This window comes from Moraxella oblonga NBRC 102422 (assembly GCF_001598275.1).
Taxonomy (GTDB): Bacteria; Pseudomonadota; Gammaproteobacteria; order Pseudomonadales; family Moraxellaceae; genus Moraxella; species Moraxella oblonga.
In genome coordinates this window covers 72,047-92,271 of record NZ_BCYQ01000009.1, presented here as the reverse complement: position 1 = coordinate 92,271, position 20,225 = coordinate 72,047, and the positions used below count along the sequence as shown (strand labels likewise).

Sequence of the window (20,225 nt, the reverse complement as noted above, 5' to 3'; positions counted from 1 at the left end):
CGGTTAGTATATTTGATTTTATAGGGGATAATTGCAATTCATCGCCATATCTAAAAATAAATAACGTCAATCAATAATTGATACTTTTAAGTTAAAAATAAGATGATATTTATGACGCCCAAAAAATAAAACCTGACTTTCGCCAAGTTTTATTTTACTATCAAACACTACGATAATTCCGATTATGATAAATAAGTGCTTTATCATCATCGCCTTGACGAATACCAACAATCTCACAAATCAAAATGCCATGTGTACCCACTTGTTTGATTTCGCTAATTTTACAATCAAAATTGATTAAAGCGTTTTTTAACATTGGCGAACCTGTAACCAAAGTTGTCCACTCTGCTTTGGCAAAGCGTTCTTCACTGGTGAGTGGTGAAGCAAAGGCGTTAGATAGTTCGGACTGCTGGGCAGTCAAGGTATTCACCATTAACACACCATTTTTAACAAACTTATCATAAAAGCGAATGTTTGTATTCATGCACACAAGGAGTGTAGGCGGAGAATCAGTAACACTACACACCGCAGAGGCTGTAAAGCCATAACGCCCATTCTCACCATCTGTAGTAACGACATGCACGGCTGTGGCAAGCTGTGCCATTGCATCTTTAAACTCTGTAACAGATACCATTTTTATTTTCTTATCTTTTTAATAACCATATCAAAACCGCTTGTGCTTCCTATGAAGTCGTCAAACGGCATTCCCATCACACCATAGATTGGCATCATGGGAATAAATCTCTTATTGACCGCCAAGCTCACCACGAATAATCGCAGCCCCTTGGCTTAGGGCGTTTAGTTTACCACGAGCTACCGTGCGAGACAATGGTGCCATACCACAGTTGGTGCAAGGATATAGATTCTCTACTTCAACAAATTGCAGTGCTTTACGCAAGGTATCTGCAACTTCATCAGGTGTCTCAATTTGATTGGTCGCCACATCAATCGCCCCAAGCATTACCTTTTTGCCACGAAGTAGCTCAATTAAATCCATCGGTACTTTGGAGTTTTGGGACTCTAATGAAATAATGTCAATGTTAGATTTTTGCAGTAATGGGAAACTCTCTTCATATTGTCTCCATTCAGAGCCAAGTGTTTGTTTCCAATCAGTATTTGCCTTAATGCCATAGCCATAGCAAATATGCACCGCCGTTTGGCATTTTAAGCCTTCTACTGCTCGCTCTAAGGCAGCAATGCCCCAATCATTCAACTCATCAAAAAACACATTAAACGCTGGCTCATCAAACTGGATAATATCCACGCCTACCGCTTCCAATTCTTTGGCTTCTTCATTCAAAATTTTAGCAAATTCCCACGCCAGTTTTTCACGACTTTTATAATGCCCATCATACAAAGTATCAATCATAGTCATCGGACCAGGCAATGCCCACTTAATCAATTTATCAGTATGTGCACGCAAAAATTTAGCATCTTCCACAAAAACAGACTTGGGACGAGAAACATCACCAACAACACTGGGTACAGAAGCATCATAACGGTTACGAATGCGAACGGTTTCTCTTTTGTTAAAATCCACACCATTTAAATGTTCAATAAATGTCGTGACAAAATGCTGACGAGTTTGTTCACCATCACTGACAATATCAATACCTGCGGCAACTTGTTCAGCCAGCGATACCAACAAGGCATCTTGCTTGGCTTGCAAAAGTTCTTCACCCTCAAATTTCCAAGGCGACCATAATTTTTCAGGTTCAGCAAGCCAAGAGGGTTTGGGCAGGCTGCCAGCAGTAGAAGTCGGGAATAAAATTTTGCTCATAATCAATATTCTTTTAAAAAAATAGTTGCATATTATACTTAAAAAATTAAAAAAATGATATGTCAATTTTAAAATTTTATAAATACAGTTTGTTTTAAATTTAAATCAGCTGATTTTTTATTATCAGCTGATTTAATTGACGAACTAATTATTTTTCATTTAGCCAGTTGGTTAAAATTTCTTGGTAAGGCTTAATAAATTGCTCTTCAGCAAGTTTGCCTTGTTTGATGGCTAATTGAGTACGTTCCACACGGTCATAATCCACACGAGTTAGTGAATAATCATCATAAGTCAAACTGCCTTTATAAGTTTGACCCGCCACCGAATTGGCATTATAAATCTCTGGGCGATAAATTTTTTGGAATGCTTCCATCGTGGCAATGGTGCTGATTAATTCAAGGGCGGTATAATCATTTAATAAATCCGCCGTTTCATCATAATAAAACGCATAAGGGGCGACCGAACCTTGTGGCATAAAATAACGCACTTTTAAGCCCATTTTAGCAAAATATTCATCGGTCAAAGAATAGTCATTTTGTACATATTCTACACCTAAAATTGGGTGAGTATTTGTGGTGCGATGATAGGTACGAGTGGTCGCCACACTTAGGCAAAGCACAGGTGGTTTTTCACCCCTAGCTTTATATTCTGGTGAATCAAGCAAGTATTTATACAGTTTACCATGCAAATCGCCATAGCCTTTTGGTACAGTAAATTCTGGTTTATCTTTATTATAATCTAGTAGCAAAACACTAAAATCATAATCACGAACAAATGATGAAAAGCTATTGCCAATAATACCATTAATGGTTTTGCCAGTTTTATGGTCAACGACATAAGTCTTTAACCATTCTAAACCAGAAAAATATTCACCCTTACCCGCCACATCAATATCAATAGAGACAATTTCCAATTTGACAGAATAACGGTCAGCATTTGGATTATCCCAACGTGCCAAATCATTAAAACGGTTGTCAATCATTTTAATGGCATTTTGTAGATTTTGTTTGCGGTTCTCGCCACGAGCTAGATTGGCAAAGTTGGTGGTCAAACGAGTGCTTTGGGCAGGCTCGTAGTTTTCGTTAAAGTCTAGGGTATGCACTCGGCAAGCAAAATTTGTGGTCATGATAACATTACTCCTGTTTTGTTTAAGATGGGTATATTAAACCACATTTTTTACTTGAAAAAAATTGAAGTTTTTTTAAAGTTAGTTGAAAAATTTTCATTTATATAGGTAACTGACTGTTTTTAAAAGATTTTTAAACACAAACAACACAGCACATAAAATGGGGCAAATCACTCGCCCCATTGTTTATCACGCCAACTTTTTACACTCAAATCCAAGCTTTGTCATCTCCCCCTCTTTTTCAAGCGGAGCAAGGCTTGCTCGTACAAATGGCTTGTCTTTTAGATAAGTGCGTGCCACTCGTTTGAGGTCGTCAATTGTTACAGTAAGTAGCTTGGCTCGAAGCTCCTCTTGCATGGCATGCGTGCGACCATGCAACAAACTAAAACAATCCTTGACCGCCTCGCCTGCTGGGGAGGCAGGCTTATCCATACCACCAATCACCCCCAAAATCGCCTCTTCTAGCTTGTCATTATCATGCTCATTGTCTAGGAGCCAATCGATACTCTTGGTAAAGTGAGAAAAAGTCGCCTCACAATGTGGGTCTCGGTAGCTATAAAAACGAAAACTGGCTGAATTGGCATCAAAACTCGCCCCACCACCATACGCTCCGCCCTTTTCACGGATTGCCGAATGCAGGTAGCCATTTCGCAAAAATGGAGCTAAAATGGTCAAAGCAGGTGCATCGGCATGCCCTGAGGTGACGGCAGGATAGGCGATGGCGTTGTGATGCACATTGGTGGCGATGAGCCATGCGATGTCTTTATCGTTGTCGGTGCCAACTGATTCATCAAATGGGAGTGCGTCATTTGCCAAAACAGGTGCATCATTAGCCTCATGCGATGTGTTTAGCACCTCACCAATCACCGCTTTTAACTCATCTGCCTTATCTGCCTCACACACCAAAATCACCGATTTGGGCAGGCTTTGGATACGCTTGTGAAGATGAGCCAGACGAGATGACAAGGTTTGCCAAACCGTCTGGTCGGTTTCACTATTTTTTAAAAAGGCTTTTAGGGCAGACAACGCAGGCAAACCTGAATGCTGATATTCTAGTGATGATAAAGCACTCATGCCGCGAGAGGCGGTCTGTATGGCGTAGCTGTGTCCGCTTGCTGATAGGCGAGATTGCCATGAGGCTTGTCTTTGTTGCAAAAGTTCACTCATGCGGTCAATCTCTGTAAAAATAGTGTCGTGTAGCACCTCACTGACCAAACTCACCGCCTCCATCTTACGAGCTAAGGCACGAGTTGCCAGTACAAGATAACTGCTCATATTCTCCTTGTCATGGCGGTCGGTACGCTGGCTGATACGAGCGGTAACACCTGATGAGACGGACGCTTGCACTTCTTGAAACGAGCGAGCGTCATATTTGTCCGTCCCAAGCTCAGAGAGCAGCCCCAAATAAGTCGGCAAAAGTGGGTCATGCAAAATGTCTAAATCTTCATTTAAATCAATGACAAGCTGATAATAATACAAGCCATTGGTGCCTGCATGATATTCATACAAAGTACGCTCCTGTCCATCAATGACAAGAGGTTGAGTTTGCACTTGGGCAAATGTCATCTGACTGGGAATGTCATCAAGCCCCACTTTGGGCAAAAGATCTACATCATCGATGGTTGCTTGGCGTATGGCAAGCTCCTTTGCCTCTTGGGCAATCACCGCCCTATCCTCATCGGTCAGGGTCTTATCAAACTCCACCAAAGTTGCCCGTTCTTCATCAATGAGCCTTTGAGCCTTATCTTTATCAGGCGATAGGGTCAGACGCACACGATGAGGGTTGTCTATCAAATAGGTTTTGATGAGGTTTTGTACATAGTTTGGCTCTTTGACCTGCTCTCTTAGCCAATTTAGATGCTCATCAATTTCCCACACATCAACAGGATTGCCACCATGCAGTGCTGTGCTAAACCCCTCTAACATAAGTGTCAAACCATAAGGCATGCTGTCGCCACCGATATGGCGTTGGTCAATCTCTATCTGGTGTAGCACCGTTTCAATGACCTTATCATCAATGTGGTTATCTGCCACCGATGTTAATAGTGCCAAAATCCCCTGCTCCACTTCATCGGCAAGCTCACGCTCCGAACCACGAAGCCCTGCATAAAACGCCATTTCATAATGACTGTCATCTAAACCCAAAAGCGGACTGGCTGATGTACCAAGAGATGAACTATCCAGATACGCCCTAAGCGGTGAGCCTGCATGCTCCACCAGCACCCCCTCCATCAGACGCAGTGCCAGACGCTCTTTGGGGTCAAGAATGCTAGGCAGTAGCCACGCCAGCACCTGATGGGTCATTTTCTCGCCATCAATATCGGCGGTGTAGGTGTCATAGACCTGCACAGGGTTTTCAAGGCGAGTTTCACTCATCGAGACAAACTTTTTGCCACGAGCGACTTTTTCTTTATCATCAAAACGAACCAATGCCTCATCGTGGATTTTGGCTTGGATTTCGCTTACGCTGATGTCACCAAAGCTCATGATGATGGCATTAGAGGGGTGGTAATGTGCCTTGTGGAATTTAACCAAATCCTCATGCTTTAATTTAATAATCTCTTTTGGGTCGCCCCCCGAATTATAATGATAAGTGGTGGTCGGATACAAATGTGGCACAAGGGCATAATACAACTGATCAATCTCGCCACTCATCGCCCCTTTCATTTCATTAAAGACAATGCCATGATATTCTGGTTTGCCATTTTCATCAAGCTCCACTCGTATGCCTTCTTGGGCAAAATCAAGTTTGTGAATGTTTGGAAAAAAGACGGCATCAAGATAGACGGATAATAGGTTAAAATAGTCGTTTTTGTTTTGGCTGGCAAAGGGATACACCGTCCAGTCGCTTGCAGTCATGGCATTCATAAAGGTTTGTAATGACCGCTTAATCATGCTAAAAAACGGATCTCGCACAGGATATTTTTCTGACCCACACAGCACCACATGTTCTAGAATATGAGCCTCACCACGAGAGGTCATGGGCTGGGTAGCAAAACCAATCATAAAGGCATTTTCACTGTTATCACACGCCAGATGATAATGAGTTGCCCCTGTGGTGGTGTGTTCGCTGACAATCACCGTGATGTCTAGTGCCTCAATATGGTGAGTATCTTTTAGGGTAAAGGTGGGGTGTAAAGTAAAATCAGTCATATTTTTTCCAAAATTTATCGTTAGGGGTGCTATATTGTGGCAAAGTTTAGTGATTTAAACAAGGATTTTGTAAAAATTGATAAAAATTATTGTTTACCCTATTAACCTTTATCATACCAAAAATTATTGGATTGTTGCATGTTTTGGCGTTATACTTAACATCATCTTAGGTTTTTATTAAGGACAACATCATGAGCTATTTTGGTACAGACGGCATTCGTGGGGCATTTGGAGAGTTTCCTATTACCCCTGATTTTCTACTTCGCTTGGGTTATGCCACAGGGCAGGTATTGCTTGCCCAAAACAAAGGCAAACGCCCAAGCGTGGTTATCGGCAAAGACACTCGTATTTCAGGCTATGTCATTGAATCCGCCCTACAAGCAGGGTTTAACAGTGCAGGTGTTGATGTGCATTTGCTTGGACCTTTGCCCACGCCTGCCATTGCTCATTTAGCAAGAAGTTTTCACGCCGATATGGGGGTGGTGATTTCAGCCAGCCACAACCCTTATGGCGACAACGGTGTCAAATTCTTTTCATCTGAGGGCAAAAAAATCTCGGACAATACCCAATCCGCCATCAATGCCAAATTGGACGAAATGATACACGGCGACAGTCTTTCACGGCTCACCGACTACCCCACCGAACTTGGCAAAAGCTACCGCATTGATGATGCCAAGGGGCGGTATATTGAATATTGCAAAGGCTCATTCCCCTATCAGTACGATTTGTCTGGCTTGACCATTGTCATAGACTGTGCCAATGGTGCAGGATACAGCGTTGCCCCACGGGTCTTGCGTGAGCTTGGAGCAACGGTGATTGCGTATGCCAATGAACCAAACGGCACAAACATCAATGATAACTGCGGCTCAACCCATCCAGAGACCTTACAAAAACTGGTCTTAGAACACAAAGCCGACTTAGGCATTGCCCTAGATGGCGATGGCGACCGTATTGTGATGGTGGACGAGCGTGGGCAAGTGCTTGATGGCGATAGTATTCTTTATGTCTTGACAAATGGGGCGGACGAAAAACCTGCTGGCGTGGTTGGCACGTTGATGAGTAATATGGCACTTGAAAATTTTCTTAAAAATCAAGGCATCAACTTTATCCGTGCCAAAGTCGGCGACCGCTATGTGATGCAAGAGCTTGAAAAATATGGTTATGTCATTGGCGGTGAATCCTCTGGGCATATTTTGTGCCTTGATAAGTCTCGCACGGGCGATGCCATTGTGGCAGGCTTGCAAGTTTTGGCGATTTTGGTTAAAAAGGGGGGCAAACTCTCGGATTTAACCAAAGGCTATACCCCTTATCCACAAACGCTCATCAATGTTCGCCTAAGTCAGATGAAAGACCCCAATGACAATGAAGTGCTACAACAAGAATTTACCAAAGCCAAAGAACAGCTTGGCGACACAGGGCGACTACTCATCCGCAAATCAGGCACCGAACCTGTCATCAGAGTGATGGTAGAAGCCCAAGATGGCCATCTTGCCAAACGCTTGGCAGAGGCGTTGGCGGATAAGGTCAAAGCAGTTTTGGGTTAGGCTATTATTTAAGCGAATTGAATTTGGCTTTTGTAATCAATGCAAAAGCCAAATCATCAGATAAGGAGCGTATATGAGCTATGATTTAATGGTCTTTAATAAAGATAAGGAATTTTCCAATAAAGCAGAGTTTTTGGCGTGGTATGATAAATTTACCGAATATGAAGAAGAAGTGGATTATAGTGATTATAAACACACCACCCAAGCATTGCAAAATTTCTTTTTGGAATTAATCCAATTTTATCCGCCAATCAACGGTGAGTTTTATGATGAAGACAAATTAGATGAATTTGAAGAGCAGGGTAATTATGGCATAGGCCATAGCACTGGTAAAGATGGCATTTATTTGACATTTTCGTGGTCAAATGCTGATGATGCCTATGATAAGGTCAAAGAACTTGCCATAAAACATCAAGTGGGATTTTTTGATGTCAGTAGCGAAGATGGCGATGTGATTTATCCCAATGGCGATAAATTGCTATAAAAAAAGGGGGAAAATAATGCTATTAGACCTACCCCCAACCACCGTAGAGCTGATTATCAGCAAAGCCGAACAAGCAGGTGTTACGGTTGATGAGCTTTTATTATCCACATTTGCCAAAGAAGATGAAGATGCTTATTATGATTGGTTTTATCAACATCATTTTGATATTGAGAAATTGGATAAATCCATCAAAAGCGGTTCTACCCCTGCACCCCATTTTGATAGCGTAGAACAATTAGCGGATTGGCTAGGCGGTGCAAGATGAAAGTAGAAACAAGCTCTGCTTTTTGAATTACCCAGCCAAGATAAATTAAAACAGTTTTAATAAAAGGTAAACCCTATGGGCATTGATTTTAGTGCCAGCCGTCAATCTTATGAAAAAGATGAGCTGATTGAACAAAACACCCCAAACACACCTTATCCTTTGTTTGACCAATGGATAAAAGACGCTTTGGCTGAAAAAGTCAAAGAACCCTACGCCATGAGCGTGGCAACCTGTGGGGCAGACAATCGCCCAAGCGTACGCACGGTACTCATGCGTGAAGTTGTGGAGCGTGGCGATGAGGTGTTTTTGGTATTTTATACCAATTATGACAGCGATAAGGGGCAAGATTTGGCACAAAACCCCCACGCCGAATGTCTGTTTTTTTGGGCAGACATGGAACGCCAAGTACGTATCAGTGGTGCGGTACAAAAATTGGACGAAGAGTTATCGGACACTTATTTTGCCTCTCGCCCCATTGACAGCCAGCTGGCAGCGTGGGTCAGTCGCCCCCAAAGTGGTGTGGTGGATAGCCGTGAGGTGATGGAGGGCGATTTTGTCAACTATCAAACCCAGTTTGGCACTCATGTACCACGCCCAGAGTTTTGGGGTGGGTATTTATTGATTGCTGATAAGATTGAATTTTGGCAAGGGCGAGCCAACCGTATGCATGACCGCATTGTCTATAAAAAAGAAAATGAGAAATGGGTCAGAGAGCGGATTTTGCCCTAATGACTTTTTTTAAAAAACACAAAAAATCACTGATAAAACGGCTAATGGTTTTATTGGTGATTCTGTTGATCTTGATTTATAGTCATTTATTAAAGGTGGTAGATTATCAATTTGATGATGTGGGTTTTAAAGGCAATAAAAATCTTAATATCGCCCTCATTACCGATTTACACGCCTGCTATTATGGCGACAATCAAAAATGGCTTGTGGATATTTTAAAACAAAAACAGCCTGATGTGATATTATTGGGTGGGGATATTTATGATGATAAACGACCCTTTGATAATGCCGATAGCTTATTAAGCCAACTGCCCGCCATTGCTCCGACTTACTATGTCGATGGCAACCACGAAAATTGGCTACCACAACAACAATACAATCAAGTCATTAAAGCCATTACCGAGCATGGTGTATCAGTCATTCACGGCAAAAGCATAGCCATTCCCAATACCAATGTGATTGTTCACGGAATTTCTGACCCTGATGGCGGTCATTTTGACAAAGATTTAACAGCCATCACTGCCAATTTAAATAAGGACAATATCAATATTTTATTAAGCCACCGTCCAGAACGCATTGACACCTATCGTGAGTATGACTTTGATGTGATACTGTCAGGACACGCACACGGTGGGCAATGGCGAGTGCCATTTATCATTAATGGCGTATTTGCTCCCAATCAAGGATTTTTGCCCAAGTATGCAGGCGGGCTTTATGAGTTTGATGACGAGCGTGGCAAAAGTAAATTCATCGTCAGTCGGGGTTTGGCACGAGAATCCACACGAGTACCTAGAATTTTTAACCGTCCAGAGCTTGTGTTTATCACATTAACCCAATCATAAAAACCACCGCCAAAATGACGGTGGCTTGACTAATAAAAAATCACTTAGCAGGTGTGCTATCCACATTGACCGCATTTTGCAACAGCTCATCACTTATCGCAATGCCCTGTTCGCTGGCGTGTTTTGGACTGACATACAACGTCAATGTATTCATCACTTGCGGTTTGATGTCAGCAGGTTTGGCACCGTCTAGGATTTGAGCAACCATTTTGGCGGTTGTTACTCCAAAATCAAAATCATTCACCCCAAGCCCTGCACTTGCCCCACGTCTGACACTAAATTCATCAGATGTTACAATCGGCACATCAATCTCATTGGCAACACCCACCATAGCCTCCATGGCCGATGCCACACCATTATCCATAGACGTGTACAGCAAATCCACCTTACCAACCAACGAACGAGTGGCATTTGCCACATCTGATGAGCGGTTGGCAGGCACATCAACCAGTGTCATGCCATGTTTTGGCAACTCCACTGCCAAACGCTCTCTTAAAGAGACCGAATTGGCTTCACCCGAACTATACACATAGCCGATACGTTTGGCATTTGGCTTAATTTTGGTAAATAACTCAATCTGCGGTTCAAGTGGTAACTCACTAGATAACCCTGTTACGTTGGGCTGATTGGCAACACCTTGTTCATTGATGAGTTTGGCGGCCACAGGGTCAGAAACGGCAGTATAGATAACTGGAATATTTTGGGTTACTGCCACGATGTTTTGGGCGGTTGGCGTGGTAATTGCCACAATAGCATCATGGTTTTCAGAAGCAAACTGTTTTGCAATCTGCCCTGCGGTTGCCATATTACCCTGAGCTGATTGAAAATTAATTATCAAATTTTCACCATCTTTATAGCCTGCCTCACCCAGTCCATGCACCACGCCTTTTCTAATATCATCTAGCGATGGATGCTCCACAATCGCACTGATGGCAACACTTTTTGGAGCTTTGTCAGTTTGAGTAGAGGCATCTTTGGCGGACTCAACAGGCGAAGCTTTATCGCCACCACAACCAAACAGAATGGCGGTCGCCAGTACCAACGCAGATAAGTGATGTAATTTCATTTTATTCCTTCAATAGTTAAAACATCAATCGCACATATTTTATGCAATGACCCAATTAAAATCAATGTCTCTTTTTTGTAAAATCACAAACAGCATATTATATAATATTGCTTTAAAAAACCCTACAAAAAAATTTGGATTTTAATTTTAATCATAACAAAAAAGACTGATTTTATTTGTTATTTTGAAATGATGTAACCTTTACTTTTTATATTAATGCGTTAAAATAAAAGCAGTTTTTATTTTAATTGTAAAAGGAAAGTTCATCATGACTTGCACCATTCACGCTCACCACGACCACGTTCACGGCAAAGACTGTGGACATACCGCCATTCGTCATGGAGACCATGTGGATTATTTGCATGACGGTCATCTGCACCACGTGCATGGCGACCACGTTGATGAGCATATCTTAGAAATCAGCGAGCAAAATCCCGCCACCTGCAATCACGCCTTTAACTGCCAAGACCACATTCATGGCGAAGGCTGTGGACACGAAGCTGTGCCACATGGCGACCACATTTGCTATATCGTGGACGGACGTTTACACTACCAACATGGCGACCATTGTGATGATCATGGGGCAGTTGAGATTTTGACTTAATACTGATAGAAAATAAGCTCCAATTTGGGGCTTATTTTTTAGGGTTCAACATCATGCTTAATTCACATCAAATCACATAAAAACCTTCACCTTGAGCTTGCTTGCGGATAAAGCGGTTTTCTGTTATGGTTTGATAAGCCTACCACAAACAAAAAACCTTTGTTTGTTTTTGAGTAGAATTGACTATACGTAAAATTCTTTTTGGTATATGTGTACACACCTTGTATACATTTTTTAGGTAGAATTAGCCTCTTCTTCTGCCATAATCTGCCGTGCCACATGAATGATAAGTTGACGTAGCCATTTATGAGCAGGGTGATGTTGCAATAGAGGAGACCACGCCATTGTCAGCTCAAACTCTGGAATAAAAAATGGTGGTTCTTTTACCACGATTTTGGGGTTATTTTGGGCTTGAAGTTTGGCAACACGAGTGGGTAGCGTTGCAATCAAATCCTTATTGGCAATAAGCATGGCTGGCATTTGATAATGGCGAGTAAAAACGCTGATTTGGCGTTTTGTACCCAACCGTTGCAAGGCTTGGTCTATTGAACCTAGACCGCCTGACTTTTCTGGATTGACCCCAAAACCTACCCCCATGCCTGTTTTAGATACCCAAACATGCTGAGCTTTTAGATAGCTTTTTAAATTAAAACGGTACAAATACGGACTGTCTGCTGACAACAAACAGCTAAATGTATCACGCCATACCAACACCTGATGGAAACTTTGAGGAATTTCATTAAAGCGGTTGATTGCCAAATCTACCCGTCCTTGCTCCATATCACGATAGGATACATCAGAGGGTGTTAAAAAATCCAAAATGACGTTAGGGGCTTCTGACCGCAACGCCTTGACAAGTCGTGGCACAAGCGTGGCTTCGGCATAGTCTGATGTCATGATACGAAACACACGAGAGGTGCTATAAGGGCGAAATTCAGTACGTGGCTCCAAGAGTACGCCCACATCTGAAAGTATCTCACGAATGCGAGGTTGTAGCTCGGTAGCTCGCTCGGTGGGTGTCATGCCCTCACTTGAACGTACCAGTAGAGGGTCGTTAAACAGTGAGCGAAGTCTGCGTAAGATATTACTCATCGCAGGTTGGGTGATGTCAAGTTGTTCGGCAGCACGTGTTACGTTTTTTTCACGAAGTAGAACATCTAGATAGACAAGTAAATTCAAATCAACTTTTTGTAAATTCATGATTAACCTTAATTTTTATGTTTTATTATACAATAATAACAGACGTACCTACCTCTACCATCTCATATAATGCAATTACATCATCATTATGCATACGCACACAACCATGCGACATTGGCACGCCCATAGGTTCAGTGTCTGGCGTACCATGAATATATATATAACGTGCGTGCGTATCGCAGACTTTACCATCGGCGGTTTTACCCAAATTAAAACCCTGCTCCACACCTTTTAGCCACAAAATTCGGCTCAAAATCCAATCTCTTTCTGGATGAATCCGCCCAAGCTCATCGTCATAAATCTCGCCTGTAAACACACGCCCCACAAATACCGCATTTTTGGGAAAATCGCCACCAATCTTGTTGCCGATGACATGACGACCTAGTGGCGTACAACCTGAACCTTCAAGTTGCCCTGTGCCATTTTTTGCGGTAGAAACAACAAAAGTTGCAACAACATTATCATTATCTAGCACAGTCAAAGTCTGTGCATTGGTATCAATACGTAGTTTTATCATAATAAGGTGGTATCCATATCATCAATTTTAAAAATACTGACTATTTAAGGAGGTAATTCTAACAAATTTTTTTTCATTTTTCACATCTTTTCACAAAAATTTTGGGAATTTTTAAAATTTCCACCCCAAGCATGAGTAAAAATGTTATAATTTTTTCCAAGTGATTTTGTTTGATTAAAATAAGGGTTTTTTATGAGCAGTACCATTTTACAATCCTTGCCAGTCGGTCAAAAGGTGGGCATTGCCTTTTCTGGCGGATTGGATACTTCGGCGGCGATTTTGTGGATTAAGCAAAAAGGGGCAATGCCTTATGCTTATACCGCCAATTTGGGGCAACCTGATGAGTCTGATTATGATGCCATTCCTGCTAAGGCGATGGCGTATGGTGCAAACAAGGCACGCCTTGTGGATTGCCGTTTGCAATTGGCTTTAGAGGGCATTGCTGCTATTCAATGTGGTGCGTTTCATATTAGCACAGGTGGAATGCCTTATTTTAATACCACGCCACTTGGACGAGCGGTTACAGGCACAATGTTGGTGGCGGCAATGGCGGACGATGGCGTGGATATTTGGGGCGATGGTTCAACCTACAAGGGCAACGACATTGAACGCTTTTATCGCTATGGGCTTTTGACCAATCCAAAACTAAAAATTTACAAACCGTGGCTTGATGAAACTTTTATTGATGAATTGGGTGGACGAGCTGAGATGAGTCAGTTTTTGATTGATAATGGCTTTGATTATAAAATGAGCAAAGAAAAAGCCTATTCCACCGATTCTAATATGCTTGGGGCAACGCACGAAGCCAAAGATTTGGAGTTTTTGAGTGCAAGCCACAAGATTGTTGAGCCGATTATGGGGGTGCGTTATTGGGACGAAAGTGTTCAAATCGCCCCTGAAACGGTAAGGGTTGAGTTTTTTGAAGGCAATCCTGTAACAATTAATGGCGAAAAATTTGACAGCCCTGTGGATTTGATTTTAAAGGCAAATGAAATCGGTGGACGGCACGGCTTGGGTATGACCGACCAAATTGAAAACCGTATCATTGAAGCCAAATCTCGTGGGATTTATGAAGCCCCTGGTATGGCACTTTTGCATATTTGCTATGAACGCCTTGTTACAGGTATTCACAATGAAGATACTATTGAGCAATATCGTATTAATGGGTTGCGTTTGGGTCGCCTACTTTATCAAGGCAGATGGTTTGATAGTCAAGCTTTGATGTTAAGAGAAACCGCCCAGCGTTGGGTTGCCAAAGCCATTACAGGAGAGGTTAGCCTAGAATTACGCCGTGGCAATGATTATAGTATTTTGGATACCAAGTCGCCCAATTTAACCTATGAACCAGAACGCTTGTCTATGGAAAAGGTAGAAGAAGCCAGCTTCACTGCCACTGACCGTATTGGACAGCTAACAATGCGAAACCTTGATATTTCTGATACTCGTGCCAAACTTGGTATTTATGCAAATGCAGGATTGCTTGGCTTATCAGGTGCTGATGCCGTGCCACAGCTTGACAACAAATAATACCAAATTCATTTTAAAACAAGCACGCTTTATTTGAGCGTGCTTTTGGTTGTATGTTATGTTTACTACGATACTTCATGGCTTTTGGGTGTCTTTTGGCTTGATTGTTGCCATTGGTGCACAAAACGCTTACGTGTTAAAACAGGGCTTACTCAAACAACACATTTTTTGGGTGTGTTTGGTGTGCTTTTTGTGTGATTTTACCCTGCTAAGTTTGGGCGTGCTTGGGTTTGGTAGTTTGATTGACAAAAACACCACCTTTAAGATTACCCTTGCTATTTTTGGGGCAATGTTTTTATTTTGGTATGGCTATCGTGCTTTTCGTTCCTCTTATTTGGGCAATTCACAGCTAAGTTTAGACGACAATCACACCAAACAAACGCTCAAAAAAACCATTGCCACCACACTTGCTCTCACACTTCTAAACCCTCACGTCTATTTAGACACGCTTGTGCTGGTGGGTACGATTGCCAGTCCTTTGACATTTGCCCAAAAACCGCTTTTTTTGATGGGGGCGGTTAGTGCTTCTGCCATGTGGTTTTTTGGGCTAGGTTATGGGGCAAGACTACTCATTCCTTATTTTCAAAAAGCCAAAACATGGCAAATCCTTGATGCATTCATTGGCATCATCATGTGGGCAATTGCCATCGGTTTGTTAAGATATACTTATAATTTTGTTAACCAATAATGACATGACTTTTATCAAAAAACGCAAACTCACCCAAAACCAAACTCGCCAAATCCAAAAAAATCACCAATTGGCTGATAACGATGCGTTAATCACAGGGGTGATTGTTTCGCATTTTGGCAAACAGCTTGATGTGCAGATTAGTGCCATACCTCCTGCCTTGACCGCTCATTTACAAATTGGCGACATTCGCCGTTGTCATGCCCGCACAACCTTACCTCCTTTGACGGTGGGCGATACGGTAAAAATTCATGTTGATGTTGCGACCGCAACAAACACGATAGAGGCACTAGCCCCACGCACTACGCTCATTACTCGCCCTGACCGCTATCATAAAATCAAACCTGTTGCAAGTAATGTTGCCATGCTTGTGGTGGTGTTCGCCCCTCTGCCAAAACCTGCCACAGAGCTGATTGACCGTTATTTGCTGATTTGCCGACTATCAAATGTAGAGCCATTATTGGTGTTAAATAAGGCTGATTTGTTGGGCGATTATCCTGATAGCCTAAATATTTTTCAAGAATATCAAGAACTTGGTAAAAAATATCATTTTGATATCATCACAACCTGTGCCAATGATGACACAGGACTTGATGATTTGCAAACACGCATTAATGGCAAGTTGGTCATTTTTGCAGGACAATCGGGTGTGGGCAAATCAAGTCTCATCAATCGCCTTTTGCCCCACGCCATGCAATCCACCAATGTCATTTCAGACAGCTCAAATCTAGGTCAGCACACCACCACCGCAAGCCGACTTTTCCCCTATGATGACATGGATATGGGCAAGGGTGGCATTATTGACAGTCCTGGCATTCGTGAATACGGCATTTGGCATTTGGATAGTGTGGATATTTTGGCAGGTTTTGATGAGTTAAATGAGTTGTCTGGTCAATGCCAATTTCGTGATTGCAATCATCAACCCAATGCCAAAGGCTGTGCATTTTGGCAAGCGGTGGCAAATGGTGAAGTGCTGGCAAGACGTGTGTCTAATTTTAATACACTTGTTGCCGAAGCCCAGACCAACCATAAATTGAATGTCAAGAAGTAAGTATGTTTTTTTAAAATAGTCAATCGCCCAAATTTAGGGTATAATAACCGCTTGTAAAAAATTTATGGAGTTAATGTGGAACGTTGGTTTGAATTTATGGGCAATCACCCCTTTTTATTTGGGATTTGGATTGTGCTTGCCATCATGCTGTTTAGCCTTGAAAGTAAAAGAAGCGGTAAAAAAATCGCTCCCCAAGCCTTAGGATTGCTTGTTAACAACGAACAGGCTAAGCTCATTGACATTCGTCCTGCCAAAAATTTTGCCACAGGGCATATTGCAGGTTCTCGCAACATTCCTTTTTCAGAACTTAAAAATCACCTCACCGAGCTACAAGCCATCACCACCCCCATTGTCTTTATCTGCGATATTGGCATGCAAGCAGGCATGGCGGTTCAGCTCATTGGCAAACCTAACGCCATGCGACTAGAAGGTGGCATCACCAATTACCAATCACAAGGCTTACCACTTGTTGGTAGCAAAAAATAACCGTTTATTACAAAAATCTTACTTCTTATCATGGTGGCATTGAAAAAAATACCCACCATACCCATCTTAAAAACAAAATTGAGGTGAATTATGAAAAACGTTACTATCTACACCAAAGCCACTTGCCCCTATTGCATCAATGCCAAGCGTCTGCTTGAACAAAAGGGCGTACCCTACACCGAGATTGATGTCTATGGCATGAGCCAAGCACAGACAGATGAAGTTGCCATCAAAACCAACCATTATCGCACCGTACCCAAGATTTTTATTGGTGAGACTTTTATTGGTGGATTTAGCGACCTTGATGCACTAAACCGTCAAGGCAAACTTGATGAGATGCTTGCTAACTAATTTTTTAAACACATTATTCTAAGGAGTCTTGCAATGGCAGACGAACAAAACGCACCACAGCTTGGTCTTGAACGCATTTATGTCAAAGACATTTCACTAGAAGTACCTAGTGCCGAAGTCTTTACCAAAGACTGGCAACCTGAACTTGATATTGGTCTAACCACCGCAAGTTCTGACCTTGACGAGGATCATAAAGAAGTTGTGCTAACTGTCAGTGTTACTGCCAAAAACGCAGGCAGTACCGCCTTTATCGCCGAAGTACAGCAGGCAGGGATTTTTGTCCTAAAAAATATCCCAGAAGCGGATATGCCACACCTTCTAAATGCCTATTGCCCAAACGTGCTATTCCCTTATGCTCGTGAGGTCATCAGCGACATCATCGCTCGTGGCAGTTTCCCACAATTACTCCTTGCTCCTGTCAATTTTGAGCAAGCATTTTTACAAAGCCAAGCCAATGGCGATGCTTGATTTTATCATTTCATCATACCCAAAAACTTTTTGTTTTTGGGTATTTTTATGGATAAAAATTCATTATAATAACCAAAATTATTGTTAATTAAGGCGCACCATGAACTTCGTCCAAGTCAAAATCCTAAATCCCAAAATCGGCAATGACCCCAATTTTCCTTTGCCCACTCATGCCACCGATGGCAGTGCAGGCATTGATTTGCGTGCGTGCATTGACGAACCTGTGGTAATTCGTGCAGGCGAAACTCGTCTTATTGGCACAGGGATTGCTATTTATATCAAAGACCCTAATTTTGCAGGGTTGATTTTGCCACGCTCGGGGCTTGGGCATAAGCATGGTATTGTACTGGGCAATTTGGTAGGTCTCATTGATAGCGATTATCAAGGTGAGCTTTTGGTGTCGGTATGGAATCGTAGTGATACCGATTTTACCCTAAACCCTGCCGAACGCATGGCACAATATGTGGTCGTGCCTGTGGTGCGTCCTAGCTTTGAGGTGGTGTCAGAGTTTGATGATGATAGCGAGCGAGGAGCAGGTGGATTTGGCAGTTCTGGGGTAAAGTAATTTAATATGAGCCAAGCTTTGGGTAAATCATGGTAAAATCATTTTTCATTACAATAACAGCACTCATGTCGCTTGCAACTTATGCCTATGATGGGATTGGCGGAGAAAATATTGCCCAAGCCCAGTTTGAGCTTGCCTTGGCACATCTTGACAAAAACACCTATGAGGACAATCAGCGAGCCATTGAACTGTTTCACGAATCCGCCAAACAAGGTCATATGGGGGCTCAATATTATGTGGGCAGTCATTATGACCAAAAATATGAAACCGCCCAAGCCATAGAATGGTACAGCAAATCCGCCCTGCAAGGTCATGCTAGCTCACAGTATAATTTGGGGCTGATTTATATGGGTCGCCATGGTATATCAGAGAATTTGGTAGAGTCCGCCAAATGGTTCACACTCTCTGCCGAGCAAGGTCATGCCAAAGCCCAAAATAATCTGGCAGTCATGTATGAATTTGGCAAAGGCGTACCCCAAGACATCACCCTTGCCAAGCATTGGTACACAAAAGCCTGTGAGCAAACACATCTGACGGCTTGCGAAAATTTACAATTATTACAACAAGACAACCCCTAAAAGGAAATCCCATGCAACACAAATCCCTAACCCTAGACGAAGCCAAACACACCAGCGAGGTCATCACCACCGCCCTGCCCTACATTCAGCGTTATAAAGACAAGCTTATCGTCATCAAATACGGTGGCAATGCCATGACTGACCCTGTGCTTGAAAGCTCCTTTGCCAGAGACATCGTGCTATTAAAGACGGTGGGCATACACCCTGTGGTAGTGCATGGTGGCGGTCCGCAAGTTGATGAACTGCTCGCCAAACTTGGGCAAGAGTCCGACCGCATTGATGGCATGAGAGTTACCGACAAAGAGACGATGAATGTGGTGGAGATGGTACTGGGTGGCTCGGTCAACAAATCCATCGTCAATCTCATCAACAAACACGGCGGTCAAGCCATCGGCTTAACAGGCAAAGACGCAAATCTTATTAAAGCAACCAAACTTGCCATGACTAACAAAGACGGCAATGTGATTGATTTGGGTTTTGTAGGTGAGGTGGAGCATGTGAATACCGATGTTATTAATATGCTCATTGCTAGTGATTTTATCCCTGTCATTGCCCCTTTGGGTGTGGACGAGCATGGTGAGACCTATAATATCAATGCTGACCTTGTAGCAAGTCGTGTGGCGGAGTTTTTAAACGCCGAACGCTTACTACTACTCACCAACATCAAAGGCGTGCTAGACAAAGATGGCAATGTACTCACAAGCCTATCGCCCACCGATGTGGATAATCTCATCAAAGACGGTACGATAAGCGGAGGCATGATTCCCAAAATCGCAGGAGCATTGGAGGCGGTCAAAGCAGGGCTAAGAAGTGCCACCATCGTGGACGGACGAGTGCCACACGCTTGCTTGCTTGAAATCTTTACCGATGAAGGGGTAGGGACACAGATTTTAAAAGAGATTTAAAAACCACAACACAGCCACTGTGTTTTGGTTTTGCATTTTAAAAATCACATACACACCAAAAGAATTATAGGATTTAGGGTTTGGCAGATGCAATCCCTAGCTCATCCCCATTGAAAGCTGACACCATACAACTTTGAATGGGGGGGGGTTTAAGCCAATCAAAACACATTTTTATTATGGTTTAGCACCAAACAAAATGTCTATTATGCCATAAAAATCAATATTCATGATAATGATGTTTGTTTTTCTTATTTAAGACAAGGTAAAACCATTTATTTAAAATATGTTTTAATTGA

Annotated in this window: 22 protein-coding genes; 15 read left to right on the top strand and 7 right to left on the bottom strand. The window is 42.4% G+C overall.

Annotated features, from left to right (window positions below; genetic code table 11):
* Positions 1-160: 160 nt before the first annotated feature.
* The 4 genes from MOB01S_RS03465 to MOB01S_RS03450 all read right to left on the bottom strand — a co-directional run bounded on the left by MOB01S_RS03465 (position 161) and on the right by MOB01S_RS03450 (position 6,059).
* On the bottom strand, positions 161-634 hold the full coding sequence (locus MOB01S_RS03465; protein ID WP_066801681.1) for a flavin reductase: 474 nt from the start codon (positions 632-634) through the stop codon (positions 161-163).
* Between the two features lie 111 nt (positions 635-745).
* Positions 746-1,780, bottom strand: coding sequence for a methionine synthase (locus MOB01S_RS03460; RefSeq protein WP_066801680.1), 1,035 nt, complete (start codon positions 1,778-1,780; stop codon positions 746-748).
* Between the two features lie 148 nt (positions 1,781-1,928).
* Positions 1,929-2,906 carry a putative oxygenase MesX gene (locus MOB01S_RS03455; protein WP_066801679.1) on the bottom strand — a complete coding sequence of 326 codons (978 nt, stop codon included), beginning with the start codon at positions 2,904-2,906 and terminating at the stop codon, positions 1,929-1,931.
* Between the two features lie 189 nt (positions 2,907-3,095).
* Positions 3,096-6,059, bottom strand: coding sequence for an insulinase family protein (locus MOB01S_RS03450; RefSeq protein ID WP_066801674.1), 2,964 nt, complete (start codon positions 6,057-6,059; stop codon positions 3,096-3,098).
* Between the two features lie 191 nt (positions 6,060-6,250).
* Here MOB01S_RS03450 and glmM point away from each other — a divergent pair, with 191 nt between their 5' ends.
* From glmM to MOB01S_RS03425, 5 genes are all read left to right on the top strand, one after another.
* On the top strand, positions 6,251-7,603 hold the full coding sequence (glmM, locus tag MOB01S_RS03445) for a phosphoglucosamine mutase (protein WP_066801673.1): 1,353 nt from the start codon (positions 6,251-6,253) through the stop codon (positions 7,601-7,603).
* 73 nt (positions 7,604-7,676) lie between these two features.
* The gene (locus MOB01S_RS03440; RefSeq protein WP_066801672.1) at positions 7,677-8,087 is read left to right on the top strand and encodes a hypothetical protein; all 411 of its coding nucleotides are present in this window, start codon (positions 7,677-7,679) and stop codon (positions 8,085-8,087) included.
* A 16-nt stretch (positions 8,088-8,103) separates the two neighbouring features.
* The gene (locus MOB01S_RS03435) at positions 8,104-8,352 is read left to right on the top strand and encodes a hypothetical protein (RefSeq protein WP_066801671.1); all 249 of its coding nucleotides are present in this window, start codon (positions 8,104-8,106) and stop codon (positions 8,350-8,352) included.
* Positions 8,353-8,433: 81 nt separating this feature from the next.
* Positions 8,434-9,081, top strand: a complete 648-nt coding sequence (gene pdxH / locus MOB01S_RS03430) for a pyridoxamine 5'-phosphate oxidase (protein WP_174521829.1) — start codon at positions 8,434-8,436, stop codon at positions 9,079-9,081.
* Between the two features lie 56 nt (positions 9,082-9,137).
* The gene (locus MOB01S_RS03425) at positions 9,138-9,923 is read left to right on the top strand and encodes a metallophosphoesterase (protein WP_169798115.1); all 786 of its coding nucleotides are present in this window, start codon (positions 9,138-9,140) and stop codon (positions 9,921-9,923) included.
* A 40-nt stretch (positions 9,924-9,963) separates the two neighbouring features.
* Here the strand turns inward: MOB01S_RS03425 and MOB01S_RS03420 are convergent, their stop codons facing one another.
* Positions 9,964-10,989, bottom strand: a complete 1,026-nt coding sequence (locus tag MOB01S_RS03420; protein WP_066801664.1) for an ABC transporter substrate-binding protein — start codon at positions 10,987-10,989, stop codon at positions 9,964-9,966.
* A gap of 268 nt (positions 10,990-11,257) precedes the next feature.
* Between MOB01S_RS03420 and MOB01S_RS03415 the strand changes: the two genes are divergently transcribed.
* The gene (locus tag MOB01S_RS03415; RefSeq protein WP_066801663.1) at positions 11,258-11,593 is read left to right on the top strand and encodes a hypothetical protein; all 336 of its coding nucleotides are present in this window, start codon (positions 11,258-11,260) and stop codon (positions 11,591-11,593) included.
* Between the two features lie 234 nt (positions 11,594-11,827).
* On the opposite strand, the gene MOB01S_RS03410 is transcribed toward MOB01S_RS03415, so the two are convergent.
* Together MOB01S_RS03410 and MOB01S_RS03405 are read right to left on the bottom strand one after the other, a co-directional pair.
* Entirely contained in the window at positions 11,828-12,793 is a 966-nt protein-coding gene (locus tag MOB01S_RS03410; RefSeq protein ID WP_066801662.1) for a LysR family transcriptional regulator, read from the bottom strand.
* Between the two features lie 25 nt (positions 12,794-12,818).
* On the bottom strand, positions 12,819-13,310 hold the full coding sequence (locus MOB01S_RS03405; RefSeq protein WP_066801659.1) for a L,D-transpeptidase: 492 nt from the start codon (positions 13,308-13,310) through the stop codon (positions 12,819-12,821).
* A gap of 192 nt (positions 13,311-13,502) precedes the next feature.
* Here MOB01S_RS03405 and argG point away from each other — a divergent pair, with 192 nt between their 5' ends.
* From argG to argB, 9 genes are all read left to right on the top strand, one after another.
* Positions 13,503-14,837, top strand: coding sequence for an argininosuccinate synthase (gene argG, locus MOB01S_RS03400; protein ID WP_066801657.1), 1,335 nt, complete (start codon positions 13,503-13,505; stop codon positions 14,835-14,837).
* 58 nt (positions 14,838-14,895) lie between these two features.
* Positions 14,896-15,525 carry a LysE/ArgO family amino acid transporter gene (locus MOB01S_RS03395; RefSeq protein WP_066801655.1) on the top strand — a complete coding sequence of 210 codons (630 nt, stop codon included), beginning with the start codon at positions 14,896-14,898 and terminating at the stop codon, positions 15,523-15,525.
* Between the two features lie 4 nt (positions 15,526-15,529).
* Positions 15,530-16,576 (top strand): ribosome small subunit-dependent GTPase A, encoded by a 1,047-nt coding sequence (gene rsgA, locus MOB01S_RS03390; protein WP_066801694.1) that lies wholly within the window; start codon positions 15,530-15,532, stop codon positions 16,574-16,576.
* Positions 16,577-16,651: 75 nt separating this feature from the next.
* Complete coding sequence (locus MOB01S_RS03385) at positions 16,652-17,062, top strand: rhodanese-like domain-containing protein (protein ID WP_066801654.1); 411 nt, start codon at positions 16,652-16,654, stop codon at positions 17,060-17,062.
* A 90-nt stretch (positions 17,063-17,152) separates the two neighbouring features.
* Complete coding sequence (gene grxC / locus MOB01S_RS03380) at positions 17,153-17,413, top strand: glutaredoxin 3 (RefSeq protein ID WP_066801651.1); 261 nt, start codon at positions 17,153-17,155, stop codon at positions 17,411-17,413.
* A gap of 33 nt (positions 17,414-17,446) precedes the next feature.
* Entirely contained in the window at positions 17,447-17,881 is a 435-nt protein-coding gene (gene secB, locus MOB01S_RS03375; RefSeq protein WP_066801649.1) for a protein-export chaperone SecB, read from the top strand.
* A gap of 100 nt (positions 17,882-17,981) precedes the next feature.
* Positions 17,982-18,446 carry a dUTP diphosphatase gene (dut, locus tag MOB01S_RS03370; protein WP_066801647.1) on the top strand — a complete coding sequence of 155 codons (465 nt, stop codon included), beginning with the start codon at positions 17,982-17,984 and terminating at the stop codon, positions 18,444-18,446.
* A gap of 29 nt (positions 18,447-18,475) precedes the next feature.
* Positions 18,476-19,024, top strand: a complete 549-nt coding sequence (locus MOB01S_RS03365) for a tetratricopeptide repeat protein (protein WP_066801645.1) — start codon at positions 18,476-18,478, stop codon at positions 19,022-19,024.
* Positions 19,025-19,035: 11 nt separating this feature from the next.
* Positions 19,036-19,929, top strand: a complete 894-nt coding sequence (gene argB / locus MOB01S_RS03360; RefSeq protein ID WP_066801637.1) for an acetylglutamate kinase — start codon at positions 19,036-19,038, stop codon at positions 19,927-19,929.
* Positions 19,930-20,225 lie beyond the last annotated feature (296 nt).